This window comes from Streptomyces sp. NPDC050485, from assembly GCF_044458185.1.
Lineage (GTDB): Bacteria > Actinomycetota > Actinomycetes > Streptomycetales > Streptomycetaceae > Streptomyces.
The window spans coordinates 151,072-170,257 of sequence record NZ_JBITHR010000017.1; the positions used below are offsets into that span (position 1 = coordinate 151,072).

The following is a 19,186-nucleotide window of genomic DNA, read 5'->3' on the forward strand; positions in this document are numbered from 1 at the left end:
GCTCGGTCGGGCTCATACGTCGATGCGGGAAAGTCGGCGGACCACGAAGAATCCGAGTGCGTACAGGGCGATCGAGACGATGACGGCCGCCTGGCCGAGGAAGGCGCCCGTCATGCGGTCGAGGGCGCCCGGCATCACCGCGTTCAGCATGAGGAGCGCCGCTATGCCGAAGCCGGGTACGGCGTACGCGGTGACCGTGACCTGGGCGAGGGTGGTGCGTACCTCGCGCCGGGTCTCCTTGCGCTCCTCCAGGGTGGTGGTGAGGTTGCGCAGCGAGCTGACGACGGTGCCGCCCGCCCGGTTGGAGAGCACCAACGTCGTGACGAGGACGACCAGTTCGCGCGACGGGAGGCGCTCCGCGAGTTCGCCGAGCGCGTCGTCCAGGGACTCGCCCATGGCGAGCCGGTCGGTGACCCGGCCCAGTTCCTCGCCCGCCGGGGCCTCCATCTCCTCGGCCGCCATGGCGATCGCGGTACGCAGCGCGAGGCCGGCCTGGGTGGCGTTGGCGAGGATCCGGGACAGCTCGGGAAGCTGGTTGATGAAGCGCTCGATGCGTTTCTGGCGCTGCCAGTTGAGGAACGAGTTTGCGCTCCACAGTCCGGCGAGGCCCGCGAGGGGGCCGAAGAACGCGGCGAGGACGGAGGCGGCGATCAGCCACAGCGCGGCCACCCCGGCCACCATGTAGACGAAGAACTCGCCGGGGGTCAGGTCGAGGCCGGTGGCGGCCAGCTTCAGTTCGATGCGGCGGCCCAGCTTCGTACCGCGCAGTCGGCGGTCCACGCCCTGGAAGGGGCGGTGCCGGCCGGTCGCGGCCGGGGCACCCGGGTTGCTGAGCCGGTCGATCAGGGCCTCGCGCTGGGCCCGGCCCGCGGCGTAGGAGCGCAGCCCCAGGACGGCGAGGACCCCGGCGAGCAGGGTGACGCCGAGCGTGAGGAAGGAGAGGTTCATCGGCGCGATCCCTGTCAATTGGCGTGCCGGACGGCGAGCTGTTCGGCGCGGGAGGCGACGCCGTAGGCCTGCGGGACGGGCTGGTTGGCGAGGTAGAGGCGGTCGGCGACGCGGCGGGGCAGCGGGAAGTACTGGAACCGGCCGTGGATGCGGCCGTCTGCCGCCATCGGCTGGGCGTCGAAGCGGCAGACGGTGGTGATGCGGTACGGGTCGCGGCCGTGCGATTCGAGGATCGCGATCTCGGTGATCTTGCGGGCGCCGTCGGCGTGCCGGGTGAGCTGGACGATCACGTCGACGGCGGAGTTGATCTGGTCGTGCAGCGCCTCGAAGGGGACCTCGACCTCCGACATGGAGGCCAGGGTCTGTAGCCGCATCAGGGCGTCCTCGGCGCTGTTGGCGTGGACGGTGGCGAGCGAGCCGTCGTGGCCGGTGGACATCGCCTGGAGCATGTCGAGCGACTCGCCGCCGCGGACCTCGCCGACCACGATCCGGTCGGGGCGCATGCGCAGCGAGTTGCGTACCAGGTCGCGGATGGAGACATGGCCCTTGCCCTCGACGTTCGGGGGCCGCGACTCCAGGCGGATGACATGGGCCTGCTGGAGCTGGAGCTCGGCGGAGTCCTCGATGGTGATGATGCGCTCGTGCGGCGGGATAAGCCCGGAGAGCGCGTTGAGCAGCGTCGTCTTCCCGGTGCCGGTGGCCCCCGACACGATGATGTTGAACCTGGCCTGGACGAGCCCGGCGAGCAGCAGCAGCATGTGCTCGTCGAGGGAGCCGAAGGCGATCATCTCCTGGAGCGTGAAGGACCTCGGGAAGCGGCGGATGGTGAGGGTGGCGCCGGTCAGCGAGAGCGGCGGGATGATCACGTTGACGCGTTCGCCGGACGGCAGCCGGGCGTCGACCATCGGATTCGACTCGTCCACGCGGCGGTTGACGGTCGACACGATCCGCTCGATCGTCTGCATCAGCTGCTCGTGCGAGGCGAACCGCAGCGGCAGTTGTTCCACGCGTCCGCCGCGCTCCACGAATATCTGGTCGGGGCCGTTGACCATGATCTCGGTGATGGAGGCGTCTTCGAGGAGCGGTTCGAGGATGCCGAGGCCGAGCGCCTCGTCCACCACGCGCCGGATGAGCTGGGCGCGCTCGGTGGTGGAGAGCACCGGGCCCTCGCGGCTGATGATGTGGCCGAGCACCCGCTCAAGGCGGGCCCGGCGCTCGGCGGCGGCCAGCGAGGACATCTCCGCGAGGTCGATCTCCTCCAGGAGCTTGGCCCGGAACGAGGCGACCAGATGGCCGTCCTCGCGACCCGCGCCGGTCTCCTCGGGGACGGCGATGCGCGCCCGCAGGCTCATGTCTCGTCTCCAGTCATGTGGGGTCAGTCCTGGTGCAGCTTGGGCATGGTGGAGGTGCGGGTGGCGGTGCCGAAGTCGGAGATGCCGGGGATGACACTGGGGATCTCGACGGTCACCGTGTACGTCGCCTGTCCTGCGCCCACCGACCCCTCGGGCTTCGGATGCAGCCACCCGCTGACCGCCGCGGCCACGGCGGCCTGCGGGCTCACCCCCGCCGGGTCGTCCAGGCTCGCCGCCCGCGCCGCCGCCCGCGCCCCCGTCCCCGCCTGGTTCGCGGCGTACGCGGCGACGCCGAGTTGGATCGCGGCGAGGCCGACGAGCAGCAGGATGGCGACGAACCCGATGTATTCGAGGGCGACTTGACCCCGGTCGCGGTCTCTTCGGGTACGGATTCGCGTACGGAGGCGCATGGCTCAGCCCTCCTTCACATGGGCGGCGGTGCCGTCGATGGGGTAACCGTTGAGGACACCGGGGATCAGGACGGGGATGTGCAGGGTGACCTTGGCCCGGTACATGCCGCCGTCCGGCACGCAGTCGATGGCCGCGTCCCACGCGGCGGGCAGCTCCTTGCGCGCGGCGGAACCGCACGCCACCGCCGCGTCGCCCTCCGCCGCCGCGCCCGCCCGCGCCCCTTCGTCGGCCGCGTTGCCCGCGAGGACGAACGTGTAGCCGACCAGGGCGCACTGCCACAGCGCGATCAGCAGCACAATGATCAGCGGGACCACGCCGATGAACTCGATGGCGGTCTGGCCCCGGTCCCGTTCGCCGGCCCGGATCCGCATCAGCCGCCCCTGAACCTGAGCACGAGTCCGGATCCGCATCAGCCGCCCCTCCGCCTGAGCACGAGCCCGGATCCGCGGGCGGCCCGCGCCTTCGCTCTGCCCTCCGGGGCCTTCAGCAGGCCGAGCTCGCCCGCGAGTGCCCACAGGGCCTGTCGGACGGTGCTCTTGCCGTCGAGGTCGTGCAGGCGGCCCGCGTCAACCACGGACTGGAGTTCCTTGAAGTGGGCGGGGACGGCGGTCTGCGCGACCCGGGTGCCGGTGATCTTCTGGACGAGCGGGGGCTGGATCTCGGTGTTGCGGGTGTGCCGGTTGACGACGCTGGTGGTCTCCTCGGCCTTGCGGATCTGGAGCCGGTCCCACATCCGTACGGTCCGCTTGGCGCCCCGTACCGACACCACGTCGGGGGTGGTGACGAGCAGGGCCGTATCGGCCATTTCGACGGCGGCGGCGTTGGCCGCGTTCAGCTGGCTGCCGCAGTCCACGACGACGGCTTCGTAGCGGGTGCGCAGGGCGCCGATGATCTGGCGGGCGGCCCGGTCGGTGACCTCCTCGCCGCGTTCGCCCTCGCCGGGGGCGAGCAGCAGGGCGAGTCCGCTCTCGTGGTTGAAGACGGCGTCGGCGAGGACGCGGGGCGAGATGTCGGTGATCGCGGCGAGGTCGGCGACGGAACGCCGGAACTGGACATCGAGGTAGGAGGCGACGTCGCCCGCCTGGAGGTCCATGTCCACGAGGGCGACGGTGCGGCCCGACGCCCGTGCGGCGAGCGCCAGTTGGACCGCGACCAGCGTGGTACCGACGCCTCCCTTGGCGCCGGTGACGGTGGTGACGGTGCCGCCGGGTCCGGTGAACACGTCGAGGCTCGCGCCCAGGTGGCGGCGTACGCCCGCGGACCACTGGGCCGCCGCCTGGACGCGTACCGCGAGCTCTTCGTAGGACAGGGGCAGCGCGACCAGGCCGCGGGCGCCGGAGTCCATGGCGGCGGAGAACACGGCCGGTCCCGCGTCGGAGGAGATCAGGACGACGCCGACGGCGGGGAAGCGCAGGGCGACCTCGCGGATCAGTTCCAGGGCCGGGACCGGGCCGATGCGTTCGTGGACGAGGACGACCTCGGGGAGTTCGTCCAGGGACTCCCCCGCGAGGCGGGCCAGGGTGTCGAGGAGGTGGGTGGAGTCGCCGACGGGCATGGCGGGTTCGGCGTCGGGGAGCTGGCTGAGCAGGGTGGTGACGGAGCGGGCGGCGTCGGCGTCGGCGACGGCCGCGAGGATTCTGGTGGCCATCCGCGCCTCACTGGTCCTTTTCGAGCCGGTACGTACGGTCACCGGGCGGGATCGTGGTGTCGCCGTTGCCCCGGCCCACGAGGGCGAGGCGGACGTGGGTGGCGAACGACTCGGCGTAGGCGACCCGTTGGGCGTCGAGGGTGTTGAGCGCGAAGGTGATCGGGACGGCCTGGGTGGCCTGGTTCTTGGCGGTCGCGTCCGGGTTGAGCGCCTGGACGGCGCCGACCTGGATGACCCGGGCGTTCGCGACGATGAGCTTCGATACGGGGGTGTCGCCCTGTTTGGTGGCGGCGAAGGTGGCGAAGATGTTGACCGAGTCGCTCCCGTTGATCTTGCCGGCGACCCCGGTCGACGCGTCGATCATGATGGCGATCTCCTGCTCGCCCGGCTTGAGTTCGGGCCGGTCGGTGAACATGCCGTCCTGGAGCAGCGATCCGGCCGTGAGCCGCGTCGCCGCCATTTTGCCGCTGACGTCGGAGATGTCGGTGACCGCGCCCTGCGACAGCCAGCGCTTGGGCATGCTGGTCTTCACGAACAGGTCCGCCTTCAAGGGGGTGTAGGCGGCGATGTCCGACTTGAGTTTGTACGCCGTCACTTCCGGCCCCACCTTGGAGTTCACGTCGCTGATCACCGTGAGCACCCCGGCGAAGGCGCCGAGGGCGCACAGGACCGAGAGGAGGAGAAGGATGATGCCGCGGCGCTGGCGGGAGTTCATTGACCGTACGACCTCGTTCGACGTGGGGCAGAGCGGGCAAGTGGCGGGCGTGTGAAGCGCGTTGGGGTCAGGGGCCCGGGGCGATGGCGCGGCGGCGTTCGGCCCGGGTGAGGGGGCGGGCGCGGTAGGCGGAGGCGGGGACCGGGCTGAGGGCGGTGGGGCTCTGTTCCTCGTCGGGGGGCTGCTCGGAGGCGCAGAATCCGCAGCGGTCGCCGATGAGCTCCATGGCGCACCAGCGGCACTGTTCGCGCCGTACGGAGGCGACGAGTTGGTAGAGGACGGAGATGTCGGGCAGGTAGGCGGCGAACTCGGTGAGCTTGCCGGTGCCCCACCAGGCCGCCGAGTCGGCGGGCGGGGCCGCCTCCTGGACGGCGGTGACCTGCCAGGCGGGGGCGAGGGTGCCGGTAACCCAGCCGGGGTTGGCGGTGCCGGGGGCAAGCAGCAGGTGGCAGGCGAAGTCCGGCCCGGTGAGACGCTCCGCGGAGCCGATCTTGACGAGCTGCGGGGACGGGTTGGCGAGGACGGCGAACTGGCTGCCCGGCAGCCAGGACTTGGCGTGCGCGGTGAGGCCGACCGGGATGCGGTCGAGCCGGGTCACGGAGTTGAGAACGGCTCCGGCGTGGATGTAGTGGGAGAGCAGCCGGGCCGCCGACGCGACCACGCCGGGGCTGAAGTCGCAGACCGACAGCTGCCTCAACTGCCGTACGAGGATGGCGAGTCCGAGCGGCGGAAGCTCGGATTTGATCAGGGTGATCCGATCCGTTTCCAGGAGCGACCGAACGGTATGCAGCCGGTTTTCGTGAGCGGCGGGAATTGATGCCGGATAGCACGCGATGACGTAACCGTGCTGTTCCAGGAGGCGGTGCATGTCGATGAGTGCCGCGTCCAGGGGCTGAGCCCGGGGCGACTGGAGCAGGGCCGCGAGCGGCGTCTGCGGATCGGTCGGCGGCAGCACCAGATCGGGGCTGGTCACGGCTATCGCGGTCGGCATGTCGCGGGCCCCCGTTCACTGATCGCGGTCGCCACTGCGCGGCCCCCGTTCCGTTCGGACGCGCGAGCCTGTGCGAGCCCCCGCGACCGCGACTGATCCCTGCAATTCCCACCTGCATCAGCACTTTATCCACGACGTACCGGCCGGAGAACCGTCTTCCCCTTTCCTGTGTGCTCCCCCGGCCGACTTTGATGCGGGTGGGACGGAAGTTGCGTTCAAAGTCAGCCAGTCCCGGCCCGCCTCCCGGCCGGAATTGATCCTTCGGCTCCCGGGGTCCGGGCGGCGGCCCTACGCGTACGGATCGCTGCCAGAGGTCTTGACAACCCAATTGGTCTGGACCATGTTGTGCGACCAAGGCGCCCCTCCCCCTCCCACCTCCCAACTCCCCCACCGGAGGCAGCACGTGAACCGCGCGAGACACGCAAGGCTCGCTCTGGCCGTAGCCGCGGCCGGCGCCCTCTCCCTGGCCGGGCTCTCCGGCACCGCTCAGGCGGCCGACGTCAACAACGCCCAGAACGCCGGGTTCGAGTCGGGCCTGACCGGCTGGATCTGCTCGGCCGGCAGCGGGACGACCGTCGCATCGCCCGTGCACGGCGGAGCCGCCGCCCTCAAGGCCACCCCGTCAAGCTCCGACACCGCCCAGTGTTCGCAGACCGTCGCCGTGCGGCCCAACTCGACGTACACGCTGAGCGCCTGGGTGCAGGGCAGTTACGTCTACCTCGGTGCGAGCGGCACCGGCACCACCGATGTCTCCACCTGGACGCCGGGCACCGGCAGCGGCTACAGCCAGCTGTCCACGACATTCACCACCGGGGCCTCGACGACCTCGGTGCAGATCTACACGCACGGCTGGTACGGCCAGAGCGCCTACTACGCCGACGACATCTCCGTGTACGGCCCCGACGGCGGGGGCGGCGGCACCCCGTCGCCGACCATTCCGGCAGCCCCCGGCGGCCTCACGGCCGGCTCGGCCACCTCGTCCTCGGTGAACCTGTCCTGGGGCGCGGTGTCCGGCGCGAGCGGCTACAACGTCTACCAGAACGGCACCAGGGTCCAGTCCGTGGCGGGCAGTTCGGCGACCGTGACCGGGCTGAGCGCGTCGACCTCGTACCAGTTCCAGGTGACCGCGACCAACGCGGCGGGCGAGTCCCCGAAGTCGGCGGCGGTGACCGGCACGACCTCGGCGGCCGGAAGCCCGGGCGGCGGCGGGAACGTACCCAAGCACGCGGTGACCGGCTACTGGCAGAACTTCAACAACGGCGCGACCGTCCAGAAGATCAGCGATGTGCCGTCGGACTACGACATCATCGCGGTCGCCTTCGCCGACGCCACGACCACGCCGGGCGCGGTGTCCTTCACTCTGGACTCGGCCGGTCTCGGCGGCTACACCGTCGACCAGTTCAAGGCGGACATCGCCGCCAAGCACGCGGCGGGCAAGTCGGTGATCATCTCGATCGGCGGCCAGAACGGCACGATCTCCGTCAGCGACTCCACCTCGGCGGCGAACTTCGCGAACTCCGTCTACTCGCTGATGCAGACGTACGGCTTCGACGGCGTCGACATCGACCTGGAGAACGGCCTCAACTCCACTTACATGACACAGGCGTTGAAGACGCTCGCCGCGAAGGCGGGCAGCAAACTGGTCATCACGATGGCCCCGCAGACCATCGACATGCAGTCCCCGTCGAACGAGTACTTCAAGACGGCGCTCAACATCAAGGACATCCTGACCGTCGTCAACATGCAGTACTACAACAGCGGTTCGATGAACGGCTGCGACGGCAACGTCTACTCCCAGGGCACGGTCGACTTCCTGACCGCGCTGGCCTGCATCCAGCTCCAGAACGGCCTCGACCCCTCGCAGGTCGGCCTCGGACTGCCGGCCTCCACGAGCGGCGCGGGCAGCGGCTACGTCTCCCCGTCGGTCGTGAACGCGGCTCTGGACTGCCTGACCCAGGGCACGAGTTGCGGCTCCTTCAAGCCGTCGAAGACGTACCCGGGCCTGCGCGGCGCGATGACCTGGTCCACCAACTGGGACGCCACGTCGGGCAACGCCTGGTCCGGCGCGGTCGGCCCGCACGTCCACGCCCTGCCGTAACACCGGCCCGGCATGGCAGCAGCGCCTCCGCTGGAGCGGAGGCGCTGCTGTCTCAACGGTCGGGCGTTACGGCTTGGGGAGTGTGCAGCCCGGCAGGCTCAGGTCGATCGTGCTGCCCGCGCCTATGCAGGGCACGATGATGTACGTCTCCTGGGCGTAGTTGATGCCCTGGTGGATGGTGACGTTGCCGTTCTCGTCGACCTCGCACGGGTTGTTCTCCGTGCACTGCTCGCCGTTCTCGTTGCCGGTGTTGTTGACGGCGACGACCTTGCCGGTCGCCGTGTCGATCACCGGGGAGCCCGAGGTGCCGCCGATGGTGTTGCAGGACGAGGTGTAGCGGACCGAGTCCTTCCAGGTCCAGTCGCCCTCCTTGAGCTGGTAGACGAAGCCGTCCACGTTACAGCTGTAGGTCCGCTTCCAGTACCCGGAGACCACCGTGATCGCCGAACCGGCCACCGGGTGCTGGTCGTTGAGGGTGAGCGCGCTGATCCCGTACTGGCTCTGGGTCTGGGCGTAGGTCTCGGTGAGCTGGTAGATCGAGATGTCCGTGTCGGTCATCGTGGCGTACGAGACCTTGCTGGCGCTCAGGGTGGCGGCCTTGGATCCCGAGCTGTCGAGCAGCGAGAAGGAGCGGGACGACGGCTGGTCGGTGATGACCTCGCCGGCGGCGGGGAATCCGGTTTCGAGGCAGTGGCCGTTGGAGAGGACGAGCGCGGGGTCGTCCGGCTGCGAGTTCGGCGTGCGGACCACGGAGCCCGAGCAGTTGCTGAGCGCGACCGTGCCGGCGAAGTCGACGGCGCTCGCTTGCGCGGGCTTCGCGGTGTGCGCGGTTCTCGCGACAGGGGCGGAGGGCTGCGCGGCCAGGGCCGGGGCTGCTGATGCTCCGACGAGGAGCAGGCCGAGCAGCGCACCGACGAGAGGCTTCTTCATGTGGGGGTTCCCCTCTGAATGACGGTGCCGAAGATCTTTCGGCTTGTCATGGGCATCGTCATTCTTGAGGGCGTGATCCCAACGGGCAAGTGGGCGTGCGAAGTTGGGTCCGAGAGTTGAGGGTTTACCCGGTTGCCTGGTTGAGGGTTTGCCCGGTTACTAGATGACCAGGCTGAGCAGCGCCGTCACCGCGAAGCCCGCGACCGACAGGACCGATTCCAGGACCGTCCAGGACTTCAGGGTGTCGCGTTCGCTGATGCCGAAGTACTTGGCCACCATCCAGAAACCACCGTCGTTCACGTGCGAGGCGAAGATCGAGCCCGCCGAGATCGCCGTGACGATCAGGGCGAGGTGGGCCTGCGAGTAGCCGCCGCCCTCCACCAGCGGGACCACGATGCCGGCCGTCGTGACGATCGCCACCGTCGCCGAGCCCTGGGCGATCCGGAGCACGACGGAGATCAGCCAGGCGAGCAGGATGACCGGCAGGCCCACGTCGTTGAAGGTCTTGGCCAGCGCGTCCGCGATGCCGGACGCCTTGAGCACCGCACCGAAGACCCCGCCCGCGCCGACCACGAGCAGGATGTTGCCGACCGGCTTCAGCGAGGCGGTCGACACGGTTTCCAGCGACTTGCGGGACCAGCCGCGCCGGATGCCGAGCAGGTAGTACGCGAGGAACAGCGCGATGGTCAGGGCCACGAACGGGTTGCCGAAGAACTCCAGGACCGAGCGGAGGGTGCAGGGGGCAAGGGCGATCGAGGAGAAGGTGGCGGCCAGGATCAGGAGCAGCGGCGTACCGATGACGGCGAGCACCGCGCCGAGCGGCACCGGCGTCTCGCGCGGGGCGACCCCGGCGGCCCGCTGCTCGGCGGCGACCGCGGCCTTCGCCTCCTCGGCGGCCTCCACCATGTCCTGCGGGACCGGCACGAAGATGCGCTTGCCGATCCAGGCGGCGTACGCCCACGCTGCGAGGACGGACGGGATGCCGACGAGGGCGCCCATCAGGATGACCCACCCCAGCGAGACGTGGAAGAGACCGGCGGCGGCCACCGGGCCCGGGTGCGGCGGCAGGAAGGCGTGGGTCATCGACAGGCCCGCGAGCAGCGGCATGCAGTACAGCAGGATCGACTTGCGGGACCTCTTGGCGGCGGCGTACACGATGGGCGCGAGGACGAAGATGCCGACGTCGAAGAAGACCGGGATGCCGAAGATCAGGCCGGTGAGGCCCATGGCCAGCGGCGCCCGCCGCTCGCCGAACAGATGGAGCAGCCGGGTGCTCAACACCTCGGCGCCGCCGCTGACTTCGAGGATCGCGCCGAGCATGGTGCCGAGCCCGATGATGATCGCGACGTGTCCGAGGATGCCGCCCATGCCGCTCTCGACGGTGGAGACGGTGGCGGACTTCTGCACCGTACCGAAGAGTTCGGTGACCGAAAGGCCCGCGCCGAGGCCGACGGCTATGGATACGGCGAGCAGGGCCACGAAGGGCTGGAGCCGGACCTTGATGATCAGGAAGAGGAGGAGGGCGATGCCGAGGACGGCGACGGTCAGCAGACCGGCGGTGCCGCCGATGAGGGGGAGGATGCCGCCGGTGTGGGCGGGGCCGGGTGGTGGGGCGGCGGCCGCGGTGACGAGGAACGACATGGGCTGACTCCGTTGTCGGACAGGGTGGTTCCAGGGCAGGGGGGACCGCGGCACGGCACCCCGGCGGTCCGGGATGCCGCACCGTGCGGCGGGTCGAGCGGTGGGACTAAGGGCAGCAAGGAGTTACGCGTCCAGTACGGCGAGGGCGTCGATCTCGATGAGGAGGCCCTTGGGGAGACCGACGTAGACGGTGGTGCGGGCGGCGGCCGGGGCCTTGAGGCCCTGCTCCTCGAAGTAGGCGTTGTAGATCTGGTTCATCTCCGCGAAGTGGTCCACGTCCGTGAGGTAGACGCGCATCATCATCACGTCGTCCCAGCTCGCGCCGCCCTCCTCCAGGATCGCCTTGACGTTGGCGAAGGTCTGCAGGGTCTGCTCGCGCAGGGTGGGCCCGGCCGGGGTGGGCGGCTGCCCCGCCACCGCCGGAAGGAAGCCGACCTGCCCGGCGACCTGGAGGATGTTCCCCTTCTTGACCCCGTGGGAGAACTTGGCGGGCGGGGTGGTGTGCGTGGACGGGGTGAGGGCGATCTTCTCAGTCATGAACTTGCTTCCTGGATAGGTGTGTTGAGGGGACTTCCTGAGTATTCGCGGCTGATGGCCTCCGCGGTGCGGCGCACCTGCGGGAGGAGAGCGAGGAGTTCCTCGGCGGTGACGACGACGTTCGGCGCGGAGACCGACATGGCGGCGACGACCCGGCCGTCCGCCCCGCGGACGGGGGCCGCGACGCAGTTGATGGACTCCTCGTGGCCACCGAGGTCGGTGGCCCAGCCCTGTTCACGCACCGCCGCCAGCTCCTTGAGGAAGGCGGCGGAGTTGGGTGTCGAACGGGACGTGTAGGCGGGGTAGTCGAGCTTCTCCGCGACGGCGCGGCGCTCGGCCTCGGGCAGGTCGGCGAGGAGCAGTTTCGCGACCGCTGCGACGGTGATGGCGACGGGCTTCCCGATCCGCGAGTACATCCGCACCGGGTAGCGGCTCTCCACCTTGTCGATGTAGAGCACCTCGCCCTCCTCGTACACCGCGAGGTGGACGGTGTGCCCGATCCGCTCGTTGAGCGCGATGAGGTGGGGGTGCGCGATCTCGCGTACGTCCAGGTTCTCGACCGCCTCCTGCGCGAGGGCGAAGAGGCGGGCGCCGAGCCGGTAGCGCTGGTCCTCCTGGCGGTAGACGAGCCCGTGCTCGTGCAGGGTGCGCAGGAGCCGCAGGGCGGTGGACTTGTGCACGCCGAGCCGGTCGGCGACCTGCCCGAGGTCGGCGGGGCCCTGCGCGAGCAGCGGCAGGATGCTGAGCGCACGGTCGACGGTCTGGCTCATGACGTACGTACCTCCTGGTCGTCCCCCGTCCAGCCGGGGCCGAGACGCAGTCTCCCCCAGGCGGCGTCGTCGAGGCCGACAAGCCGGTCGGCGTGCGCGCGCGAGGCGGGCGGGGCGAGGTCACCGGGCACGGTGAGCACGGCGGCGGCCATGAGATGCCCGTGCCGGATCCGCTCCCGCACGGGCAACCCCCGCAGGGTGGCGGACAGAAACCCGGCGGCGAAGGCGTCACCGGCGCCGGTGGGGGCGACGACGTCGACGGAGAGGGAGGGCACGAAGTATTGAGCGTCGTCGCAGGCTGGATTTCCAGCCCCGCCAGGCCGCACAAACCCAGCCCCTGGGGGTCCCCCCTGGACGCAGTCCTTGGGGGAGTTTGAGGAGCGGGGAGCTGGGGGCAGCGCCCCCAGGACCACCAGCCCGCACCTGGCACTCAACCCCCGGAGGCCCGCGGCGGAGCCGCATGGTGTCGCAGCGGGAAGGGGCGGGGTGGGGAATTCCTCCCGGGCGAACACAGTCGCACCCGCAGCACCCCGCTTCACCACCAGCACCTCCGGCTCAGGCAACGCGGCCCGCACGGCAGCGGCCCCCCGCACCCCCCACGCCTCCTCCGCCTCGTCCTCCCCCACGAAGACAACGTCGGCCCCCCGGGCCAGCTCAAGCAGCACCGCTGCCCCCGCCGCGTCCCGCCACAGCCCCGGCCGGTAGTTGACGTCGAAGGAGACGAGCGGCGGCCCGGCCCGGCGCACGAGCAGTTCGCGCATCAACGCGAGGCAGTCGTCGGACAGCGCCGCCGTGATCCCGGACAGATGCAGGATCCGCCCATCCCACAGCTCCCGGCACGGCACCGTCGCCGGCGACATGGCGGAGGCGGCCGATCCGCGCCGGTAGTAGAGGACTTCGTGGCCCCCGGCGGCCCGGTCGTCGGCGGTACGGAAGTAGATCCCCGTCGGCCGCGCCGGATCCCGTCGCACCGCGCTCACATCGACCCCGTACGAGCCGATCGCCTCGACCAGATGGTCGCCGAAGCCGTCCGCGCCGACCCGGCCGACCCACTTCGCCCGGTGCCCGGCCGCCGCGAGCGCGCAGGCGACATTGGACTCGGCGCCGCCGATCGTCCGCTCGAAGGCGGGGACGTCGGCGAGGCGGCCCGGCCGGGTGGGCAGGAAGGTGACCATGGACTCGCCGAGGCAGACGACATCGACACCGGTGTCGGCGGCTGGGGCTCCGGTGGTCACTGCTGGCTCCTCGCTGGTGGGCGGCCGGGACTGGTCATTGACCCGGCGTTGGCCCGGATGTTAGACAGCATTAAGCGACACGCGCAATGGTCGTTGCGCATAGTGCAACGACATCCCCGAGGAGGGTGAGGTTTCCGTGGCAGCCACCGATCGCGAACAGCGGGTCCAGAAGCTCAAGGAGCTGGGCGCCGAACGCGTCGACCACCGCTTCAAGGCGCTCCCGCCGGACGCGGCGGGACTCACCGTCGCCGAGCTCGCCGCCGAGCGCCGCAACCTGTTCACCGGCGGCTTCACCACGCCCGTCCTCGCGCTGTCCGCCGAGTCGGTCGAGCACAACCTGGCCCTCCTGGAGACGTACGCCGAGCGGCACGGCCTGGCCTTCGCGCCGCACGGCAAGACGACGATGGCACCGCAGCTCTTCGCCCGTCAGGTCGAGCGGGGCGCCTGGGGGATCACCCTCGCGGTGCCCCATCAGGTGCGGGTGGCAAGGGAGTTCGGGACGCAGCGCGTGTTCCTCGCGAACGAGCTGGTCGACCCGGCCGCGCTGCGCTGGATCGCCGGGGAGCTGGAGAGCGACCCCGAGTTCCGCTTCATCTGCTACGTCGACTCCGTACGCGGTGTCGAGCTGATGGACGCGGCGCTGCGGGGTGCGGCCCGGCCGGTGGACGTGGTGGTGGAGCTCGCCGCGGGCGAGGGGGCGCGCACCGGGGTGCGTACGGCCGAGGAGTGCGCGGCGGTCGCGGACGCGGTGGCGGGCGTCGCCACCCTGCGGCTTGTCGGGGTCGCGGGGTACGAGGGGGAGGTGCCGCAGGCCGACACCGAGCGGGTACGGGCCTACCTCGACCGGCTGGTCTCGCTGGTGGTGGACTTCGACCGGGCGGGGCGGTTCGCGGGGCTCGCGGAGGTCGTGCTGAGCGCGGGCGGCTCGGCGTGGTTCGACACGGTGGCGGAGTCCTTCGCGGCCGTCCCCGAACTCTCCCTGCCCGTACTGAAGTTGCTCCGCTCGGGCGCGTACGTCTCGCACGACTCCGGGCACTACCGGAAGCTGACCCCCTTCAACCGGGTCCCCGACGAGGGCGCGCTGCAGCCCGCCTTCCGGCTCTGGGCCCAGGTCGTCTCCCGGCCCTCCCCCTCGCAGGCCTTCGTGAACGCGGGCAAGCGGGACGCGGCGTACGACCTGGATCTGCCCGAGGCGCAGGTCGTACGCGACGGGGTCACGGGCGCTGTCCGCGCGGCGACCGGGGTCACGGTGACGAAGCTTTCCGACCAGCACGGGTGGCTTCGTACGGAGGAGGGGGTTTCGCTCGCCGTCGGCGACTGGGTGGGGCTGGGGCTTTCGCATCCGTGCACGGTGTTTGACAAGTGGCAGCTGATTCCGTTGGTCGAGCGGGATGGAACGGTGTCGGATTACATCCGCACGTTCTTCTGAGCCGGGGGGTTCGCCCACCCTCCCGACCGTGACGCGGGGTTGAGAAGGCCGAGCCCCGGGGCTTCGCCCCAGACCCCCTGGGGGCTTCGCCCCCTGGACCCCCACGAGGGGCTCCGCCCCTCGACCCAGATCCCCGTCTGAGAGCACTGGGGCAAATCAAGCCCCTCATGGGGGTCCCTCCCTGGCCCTTAAGGCCTTGGGGGAGTTTAAGGAGCGGGGGCCGGGGGCGCAGCCCCCGGAGGAACCGCCCCCTCCCCTCCCCCGCCCCCGGAGGGTTGAGGGAAGGGGCGGGGAGGGGCCAAAAAGACCCGTACCACGGAGAGGCAGCCACCCCATGGACCTACTGATCAAGCGCACCCGCGTCATCGACGGCACCGCCACCCCCTCCTACCCCGCCGACATCGGCATCGAAGACGGCCGGATCGTCGCCATCCGGCGCCCCCACGAACCCCCGCTCACCGCCACCCGCACCCTCGACGCCCACGGCCTCGCCCTCGCACCCGGGTTCATCGACATGCACGCCCACTCCGACCTCGCCCTGCTCCGCGACCCGGACCACAGCGCCAAGGCCGCCCAGGGGGTGACCCTGGAGGTCCTCGGGCAGGACGGGCTCTCCTACGCGCCCGTCGACGACCGCACGCTCGCCGAGGTCCGCAAGGCCATCACCGGCTGGAACGGCGACGGCAGCGACATCGACTTCGACTGGCGCACCGTCGGCGAATACCTCGACCGGCTCGACCGGGGCATCGCCGTCAACGCCGCCTACCTCATCCCACAGGGCACCGTGCGGATGTACGCCGTCGGCTGGGACGACCGGCCCGCCACGCCCCAAGAGCTCGACCGGATGCGGCAGTTGGTGGCGGAGGGAATGGAGCAGGGCGCGGTCGGGATGTCCTCGGGGCTCACGTACACCCCTGGCATGTACGCCCCCGACGCCGAGCTCTCCGAGCTGTGCCGGGTCGTCGCGCGCTACGACGGCTATTACTGCCCTCACCATCGCTCCTACGGTGCCGGCGCCCTCGACGCGTACGAGGAGATGGTCACGCTCGCCCACGACGCCGGCTGCGCGCTGCACCTCGCCCACGCCACCATGAACTTCGGCGTGAACAAGGGCCGGGCGCCCGAGCTGCTCGCCCTGCTCGACAAGGCGCTGGCCGCCGGGGCGGACATCACGCTCGATACCTATCCGTACACCCCGGGATGTACGACTCTCGTCGCCATGCTGCCCAGTTGGGCCAGTGCGGGCGGGCCCGAGGCCATCCTTGCCCGGCTCAAGGACGACGACACCGCCGAGCGCATCCGGCACCACATGGAGGCCGTCGGTGCGGACGGGTGCCATGGTGTGCCCATCGACTGGGACACCGTCGAGATCTCCGGCGTCAGCGAACCCGGGCTCGCGGGCCGTGTCGGCAGGACCGTCGCCGAGTCCGCCGCCCGGCGCGGCGAGACCCCCTGGGCCACCGCGCGCCGGCTGCTCATCGATGACGGCCTCGGCTCGGCCATCCTCCAGCACGTCGGGCACGAGGAGAACGTGCGGGCGATCATGCGGCATCCGGTGCACACCGGCGGCAGCGACGGGATCCTCCAGGGGGACAAGCCGCATCCGCGCGCCTATGGCACGTTCCCGCACTATCTCGGGCGATACGTACGGGAGTTGGAGATCCTTTCGCTGGAAGAGATGGTGGCTCATCTCACCGGGCGGGCGGCCGCCCGGCTGCGGCTGCCCGACCGCGGGCTCGTCCGCGAGGGCTACCGCGCCGACCTCGTCCTCTTCGACCCGGACACGGTCGCCGCGGGCGCCACCTTCGAGGCGCCGCGCACGCTGCCGACCGGCGTTCCGTACGTCCTGATCAACGGCAAGTTCGTCATCGAGGACGGCAGGCGGACCGGCGTACTGGCGGGCCGTTCGGTGCGGCGTACGGCCGGGGCGCGCTGAGGGCCGCGGTGGAGAGTGCGCGGGCCGCCGTCAGGTAGACCGTGCGCAGGGGGCCGTAGTCGGCCGAGTAGGCGAGCTGGGTGAGGGCCAGGGCCTGGAGGGCCTTCGCGCTGCGCAGCGCCTCGGCAGGCGCGGCGGCCGGGCCGACGGCGGCTCCGACCACCTGGTCGAGGAGCTCGATCACCCTGTCGTAGCGGGGAGTCGGCGCGTCGTACTCGCGCTGCGCGGCGGCCAGCAGCTCCCGCCAGCGCAGCCGTCCACGGGCCCGGTCGGTCATCACGGCTGCCTCCTCGGGAACGTGCGGGACGGACGCCCAGCACGCTAGGAACAGCCCGCCGCCCGACACAACACCACGACTGCGGACATGGCTCAATACGTCCCCGTGGCGTGCCCGGTCACGTTGCCGGGCGGATCCTCACCGTCGCACCCCCCGGTGCTTCGGCGTCCGAAGTGACGTGCAGCGTACGGGACTTGGGGTCCCACTCCCCCGCCCTTCCGCCCTCCACCACGCCCCCTCCCGGGAAGTAGCGGGCGGGCAGGTACACCTCGGTGTCGCCGCGTACGCCCTCCTTCGGCCGCCAGCTCACGGACAGGGTGCGGGTCGGCTCGTCCCAGGCGTACGAGACCGGGTCTCCCGCGATCGCCCTCGGGGCCGGCCGTTCGAGGACGGGGAGCAGCGGGGTCGGCTTGAGGTGCTGGTCCCAAGGGGCCCAGGATCCCGGGTCGTTGGACCAGTAGGCGGTGCCCGCCCCCATGTCCTCGGCCATGGCCCGCACCTTGGCGACGTAGCGCAGGGCGCCGGGCAGCGTGATGTCGAGACCGTACTCGCCGATGAGGACGGGGGCGCCGAGCCGGCGGGCAGTCTTCTCGGTCTGCGCGCGCCAGGAGCCGAGCGTGCGGTCCACCCACGTCCCGGCGTCCCCCGTGTAGCCGCCGCCGAGGTCCATGGGGAGGGGGTAGAGGTGGGGCGCGTAGGCGATCCGCGCGTTGTCCCCGGCGCCGCGCGGGTCCTTGAGGTACGGGAGGGCGCTCGGCAGGCCCCAGTTGGCGCTGACGGCCTCGGGCTCCACGAAGATCCAGGAGTCGGCGTCGGCCCCGCGGATCGCGGCGATGGTCCGGCGGTAGAGGGCGGCGAGCGGGCCCGCTTCGAAGGCGGGGCCCTGGACGCTGCCGCCGAAGGGCTCGTTCATCAGGTCGTAGCCGAGGACGGCGGGGTCGCCGGAGAAGCGGCGGGCGACATGGGCCCAGGCGGCGGCGTAGTGCCCGCGCAGATCACGGCTCGCCGCGCGGTTGCCCCAGAAGTTGTCGAAGGCCCGCACGGTCCCCGGCTCGATGTACGTGAGCTCCCACTGCCCCTGCTCCGCGACCGGCAGCCCCTCCGCCTCGGTCGCCCACGCGGGCGCGCCGTTGCCCTTGACGGCGGGGCCGTAGACGTCCTGGTGCATGTCGAGCATCACGTGGTAGCCGCGCGACCCGTACCAGCGCACGCGCTCGGCGATCTGCCCGAGGTAGCCGTCGTCGTACTCCCCCGGCCTCGGCTCCACGTTCCGCCACTGGATGAGCAGCCGTACGAAATCGGAGCCGAGCTCATCCGATTCGCGCTGTACGTCGGCCTCCTTGATCCAAGGGAGGCCGTCTGGGCGGGACTTGGCGCTGCTCGCGGTGTTCAGTCCGTTGAGGACGAGAGCGCGGCCCCGGTCGTCGGTGATCCAGCGGTGGCCGGCGGCCGTGCGTACGGGATCGGCGTGCGGGGGGCCGACCGCCGCCAGGAGCGTGGCGGCCACCGCCGCGATCGCACCCGCCACCGTCCACCTCACCGCCCGCCCGACCGCCCGTCGTCGCCGCATGGCCGGACCCTAAGGGCTCCCTCCCCCATTCAACACCCTTGCTCACAGTCATAGTTGAGAATTGTTCAGTATCTTCTCAAGCGCTGCCAGGTGCCCTAGGGTCCGGCCATGCGTCTGCCCAGAATCGAGGCGGCGGTGGCCGCCGTCGCCGGGGTCTGCCTGCTGCTCGCGCTGCTCCTCGGGCTCACCCCGGTACTGACCGCGTTCACCGCGCACGAGGGGACGACCCTGGTGCCGAGCGCACTGGGGGTGCCGTTCGCACTGCCCGCCCTGCGCGCGGTGCCGCTGGGCAGTACGGGGTGGACGCCGCTGCTCTGCGAGGACTTCGCGGTGGCGGTCCTGGTGACCGTGGCCGCCGTACGAATGCGCCGCCACCTGCGCCTGCGCCCGGACGCGGGCCGCCTGCGCCGACTCCTGGCGGGCTGGACCGCCCTGATCGCGGGCGCGGCGGCGGCAGGGGCGTGGCGCGGCCTGGTCACGGCCCGCATGGTCGAGGCCGACCCGGTGGGGTGGATCGGCTACGGGGTGGTGGGTGTGGTGTTCGGGGCGGTGTGGGGGGTGGTGCTGGGGTGGCCGGCGGGCTTGGCTGCGCTGGGCAGTACAAATTCCAGCCCCTCATGGGGGTCCCTCCCTGGCCCTTAAGGCCTTGGGGGAGTTTGAGGAGCGGGGTCTGGGGCGGAGCCCCCACGTGGCGGAGC

18 protein-coding genes are annotated in these 19,186 nt (G+C 71.1%); 4 read left to right on the plus strand and 14 right to left on the minus strand.

Going from position 1 to position 19,186, the window contains the following annotated elements:
- Window positions 1-12: 12 nt before the first annotated feature.
- The 7 genes from ACIBK6_RS29845 to ACIBK6_RS29875 all read right to left on the minus strand — a co-directional run bounded on the left by ACIBK6_RS29845 (window position 13) and on the right by ACIBK6_RS29875 (window position 6,065).
- Window positions 13-948 carry a type II secretion system F family protein gene (locus tag ACIBK6_RS29845; RefSeq protein WP_399054526.1) on the minus strand — a complete coding sequence of 312 codons (936 nt, stop codon included), beginning with the start codon at window positions 946-948 and terminating at the stop codon, window positions 13-15.
- A 14-nt stretch (window positions 949-962) separates the two neighbouring features.
- Window positions 963-2,300 (minus strand): CpaF family protein, encoded by a 1,338-nt coding sequence (locus tag ACIBK6_RS29850; protein ID WP_399054527.1) that lies wholly within the window; start codon window positions 2,298-2,300, stop codon window positions 963-965.
- Window positions 2,301-2,323: 23 nt separating this feature from the next.
- Window positions 2,324-2,710, minus strand: a complete 387-nt coding sequence (locus tag ACIBK6_RS29855) for a hypothetical protein (protein ID WP_399054528.1) — start codon at window positions 2,708-2,710, stop codon at window positions 2,324-2,326.
- 3 nt (window positions 2,711-2,713) lie between these two features.
- Window positions 2,714-3,121 (minus strand): TadE/TadG family type IV pilus assembly protein, encoded by a 408-nt coding sequence (locus ACIBK6_RS29860; protein ID WP_399054529.1) that lies wholly within the window; start codon window positions 3,119-3,121, stop codon window positions 2,714-2,716.
- Entirely contained in the window at window positions 3,121-4,359 is a 1,239-nt protein-coding gene (locus tag ACIBK6_RS29865; RefSeq protein ID WP_399054530.1) for a CpaE family protein, read from the minus strand. Before ACIBK6_RS29865 ends, ACIBK6_RS29860 begins: the two co-directional genes overlap by 1 nt.
- Window positions 4,360-4,366: 7 nt before the next feature.
- Window positions 4,367-5,074, minus strand: coding sequence for a Flp pilus assembly protein CpaB (gene cpaB, locus ACIBK6_RS29870; RefSeq protein WP_399054531.1), 708 nt, complete (start codon window positions 5,072-5,074; stop codon window positions 4,367-4,369).
- A 67-nt stretch (window positions 5,075-5,141) separates the two neighbouring features.
- Complete coding sequence (locus ACIBK6_RS29875) at window positions 5,142-6,065, minus strand: hypothetical protein (protein ID WP_399054532.1); 924 nt, start codon at window positions 6,063-6,065, stop codon at window positions 5,142-5,144.
- 340 nt (window positions 6,066-6,405) lie between these two features.
- On the opposite strand from ACIBK6_RS29875, the gene ACIBK6_RS29880 reads away from it, so the two are divergent.
- Entirely contained in the window at window positions 6,406-8,163 is a 1,758-nt protein-coding gene (locus ACIBK6_RS29880) for a chitinase (RefSeq protein WP_399054533.1), read from the plus strand.
- A gap of 66 nt (window positions 8,164-8,229) precedes the next feature.
- Here the strand turns inward: ACIBK6_RS29880 and ACIBK6_RS29885 are convergent, their stop codons facing one another.
- From ACIBK6_RS29885 to ACIBK6_RS29905, 5 genes are all read right to left on the minus strand, one after another.
- Entirely contained in the window at window positions 8,230-9,093 is an 864-nt protein-coding gene (locus ACIBK6_RS29885) for a serine protease (protein ID WP_399054534.1), read from the minus strand.
- 159 nt (window positions 9,094-9,252) lie between these two features.
- The gene (locus ACIBK6_RS29890) at window positions 9,253-10,734 is read right to left on the minus strand and encodes a GntP family permease (RefSeq protein ID WP_399054536.1); all 1,482 of its coding nucleotides are present in this window, start codon (window positions 10,732-10,734) and stop codon (window positions 9,253-9,255) included.
- A 123-nt stretch (window positions 10,735-10,857) separates the two neighbouring features.
- A complete protein-coding gene (locus ACIBK6_RS29895) occupies window positions 10,858-11,271 on the minus strand; it encodes a RidA family protein (protein WP_399054537.1) in 414 nt (137 codons plus the stop codon).
- A complete protein-coding gene (locus ACIBK6_RS29900; protein WP_399054538.1) occupies window positions 11,268-12,041 on the minus strand; it encodes an IclR family transcriptional regulator in 774 nt (257 codons plus the stop codon). The genes ACIBK6_RS29895 and ACIBK6_RS29900 overlap by 4 nt, the downstream gene beginning before the upstream one ends.
- Complete coding sequence (locus ACIBK6_RS29905) at window positions 12,038-13,216, minus strand: sugar kinase (RefSeq protein ID WP_399054556.1); 1,179 nt, start codon at window positions 13,214-13,216, stop codon at window positions 12,038-12,040. Before ACIBK6_RS29905 ends, ACIBK6_RS29900 begins: the two co-directional genes overlap by 4 nt.
- A 196-nt stretch (window positions 13,217-13,412) precedes the next feature.
- On the opposite strand from ACIBK6_RS29905, the gene ACIBK6_RS29910 reads away from it, so the two are divergent.
- Both ACIBK6_RS29910 and ACIBK6_RS29915 read left to right on the plus strand, forming a co-directional pair.
- A complete protein-coding gene (locus ACIBK6_RS29910) occupies window positions 13,413-14,705 on the plus strand; it encodes an amino acid deaminase (protein ID WP_399054539.1) in 1,293 nt (430 codons plus the stop codon).
- Between the two features lie 334 nt (window positions 14,706-15,039).
- Window positions 15,040-16,641 (plus strand): amidohydrolase family protein, encoded by a 1,602-nt coding sequence (locus tag ACIBK6_RS29915; RefSeq protein ID WP_399054540.1) that lies wholly within the window; start codon window positions 15,040-15,042, stop codon window positions 16,639-16,641.
- Here ACIBK6_RS29915 and ACIBK6_RS29920 read toward each other — a convergent pair.
- Both ACIBK6_RS29920 and ACIBK6_RS29925 read right to left on the minus strand, forming a co-directional pair.
- Window positions 16,571-16,918, minus strand: coding sequence for an alkyl sulfatase dimerization domain-containing protein (locus ACIBK6_RS29920; protein WP_399054541.1), 348 nt, complete (start codon window positions 16,916-16,918; stop codon window positions 16,571-16,573). The two genes, ACIBK6_RS29915 and ACIBK6_RS29920, sit on opposite strands and share 71 nt — an antisense overlap.
- A 118-nt stretch (window positions 16,919-17,036) precedes the next feature.
- On the minus strand, window positions 17,037-18,488 hold the full coding sequence (locus ACIBK6_RS29925) for a cellulase family glycosylhydrolase (RefSeq protein ID WP_399054542.1): 1,452 nt from the start codon (window positions 18,486-18,488) through the stop codon (window positions 17,037-17,039).
- Window positions 18,489-18,596: 108 nt separating this feature from the next.
- Here ACIBK6_RS29925 and ACIBK6_RS29930 point away from each other — a divergent pair, with 108 nt between their 5' ends.
- Complete coding sequence (locus tag ACIBK6_RS29930) at window positions 18,597-19,130, plus strand: hypothetical protein (protein ID WP_399054543.1); 534 nt, start codon at window positions 18,597-18,599, stop codon at window positions 19,128-19,130.
- The last annotated feature ends 56 nt before the right edge of the window (window positions 19,131-19,186 follow it).

Excerpts from the sequence above, each read along its gene's own strand:
- ACIBK6_RS29915 (WP_399054540.1), top strand. The coding sequence starts at position 15,040 with ATGGACCTACTGATCAAGCGCACCCGCGTCATCGACGGCACCGCCACC.
- ACIBK6_RS29845 (WP_399054526.1), bottom strand. The coding sequence starts at position 948 with ATGAACCTCTCCTTCCTCACGCTCGGCGTCACCCTGCTCGCCGGGGTC.
- ACIBK6_RS29890 (WP_399054536.1), bottom strand. The coding sequence starts at position 10,734 with ATGTCGTTCCTCGTCACCGCGGCCGCCGCCCCACCACCCGGCCCCGCC.
- cpaB (WP_399054531.1), bottom strand. The coding sequence starts at position 5,074 with ATGAACTCCCGCCAGCGCCGCGGCATCATCCTTCTCCTCCTCTCGGTC.
- ACIBK6_RS29925 (WP_399054542.1), bottom strand. The coding sequence starts at position 18,488 with ATGCGGCGACGACGGGCGGTCGGGCGGGCGGTGAGGTGGACGGTGGCG.
- ACIBK6_RS29885 (WP_399054534.1), bottom strand. The coding sequence starts at position 9,093 with ATGAAGAAGCCTCTCGTCGGTGCGCTGCTCGGCCTGCTCCTCGTCGGA.
- ACIBK6_RS29900 (WP_399054538.1), bottom strand. The coding sequence starts at position 12,041 with ATGAGCCAGACCGTCGACCGTGCGCTCAGCATCCTGCCGCTGCTCGCG.
- ACIBK6_RS29875 (WP_399054532.1), bottom strand. The coding sequence starts at position 6,065 with ATGCCGACCGCGATAGCCGTGACCAGCCCCGATCTGGTGCTGCCGCCG.
- ACIBK6_RS29865 (WP_399054530.1), bottom strand. The coding sequence starts at position 4,359 with ATGGCCACCAGAATCCTCGCGGCCGTCGCCGACGCCGACGCCGCCCGC.
- ACIBK6_RS29895 (WP_399054537.1), bottom strand. The coding sequence starts at position 11,271 with ATGACTGAGAAGATCGCCCTCACCCCGTCCACGCACACCACCCCGCCC.
- ACIBK6_RS29850 (WP_399054527.1), bottom strand. The coding sequence starts at position 2,300 with ATGAGCCTGCGGGCGCGCATCGCCGTCCCCGAGGAGACCGGCGCGGGT.
- ACIBK6_RS29860 (WP_399054529.1), bottom strand. The coding sequence starts at position 3,121 with ATGCGGATCCGGACTCGTGCTCAGGTTCAGGGGCGGCTGATGCGGATC.
- ACIBK6_RS29880 (WP_399054533.1), top strand. The coding sequence starts at position 6,406 with ATGTTGTGCGACCAAGGCGCCCCTCCCCCTCCCACCTCCCAACTCCCC.
- ACIBK6_RS29905 (WP_399054556.1), bottom strand. The coding sequence starts at position 13,216 with ATGGTCACCTTCCTGCCCACCCGGCCGGGCCGCCTCGCCGACGTCCCC.
- ACIBK6_RS29920 (WP_399054541.1), bottom strand. The coding sequence starts at position 16,918 with ATGACCGACCGGGCCCGTGGACGGCTGCGCTGGCGGGAGCTGCTGGCC.
- ACIBK6_RS29930 (WP_399054543.1), top strand. The coding sequence starts at position 18,597 with ATGCGTCTGCCCAGAATCGAGGCGGCGGTGGCCGCCGTCGCCGGGGTC.
- ACIBK6_RS29855 (WP_399054528.1), bottom strand. The coding sequence starts at position 2,710 with ATGCGCCTCCGTACGCGAATCCGTACCCGAAGAGACCGCGACCGGGGT.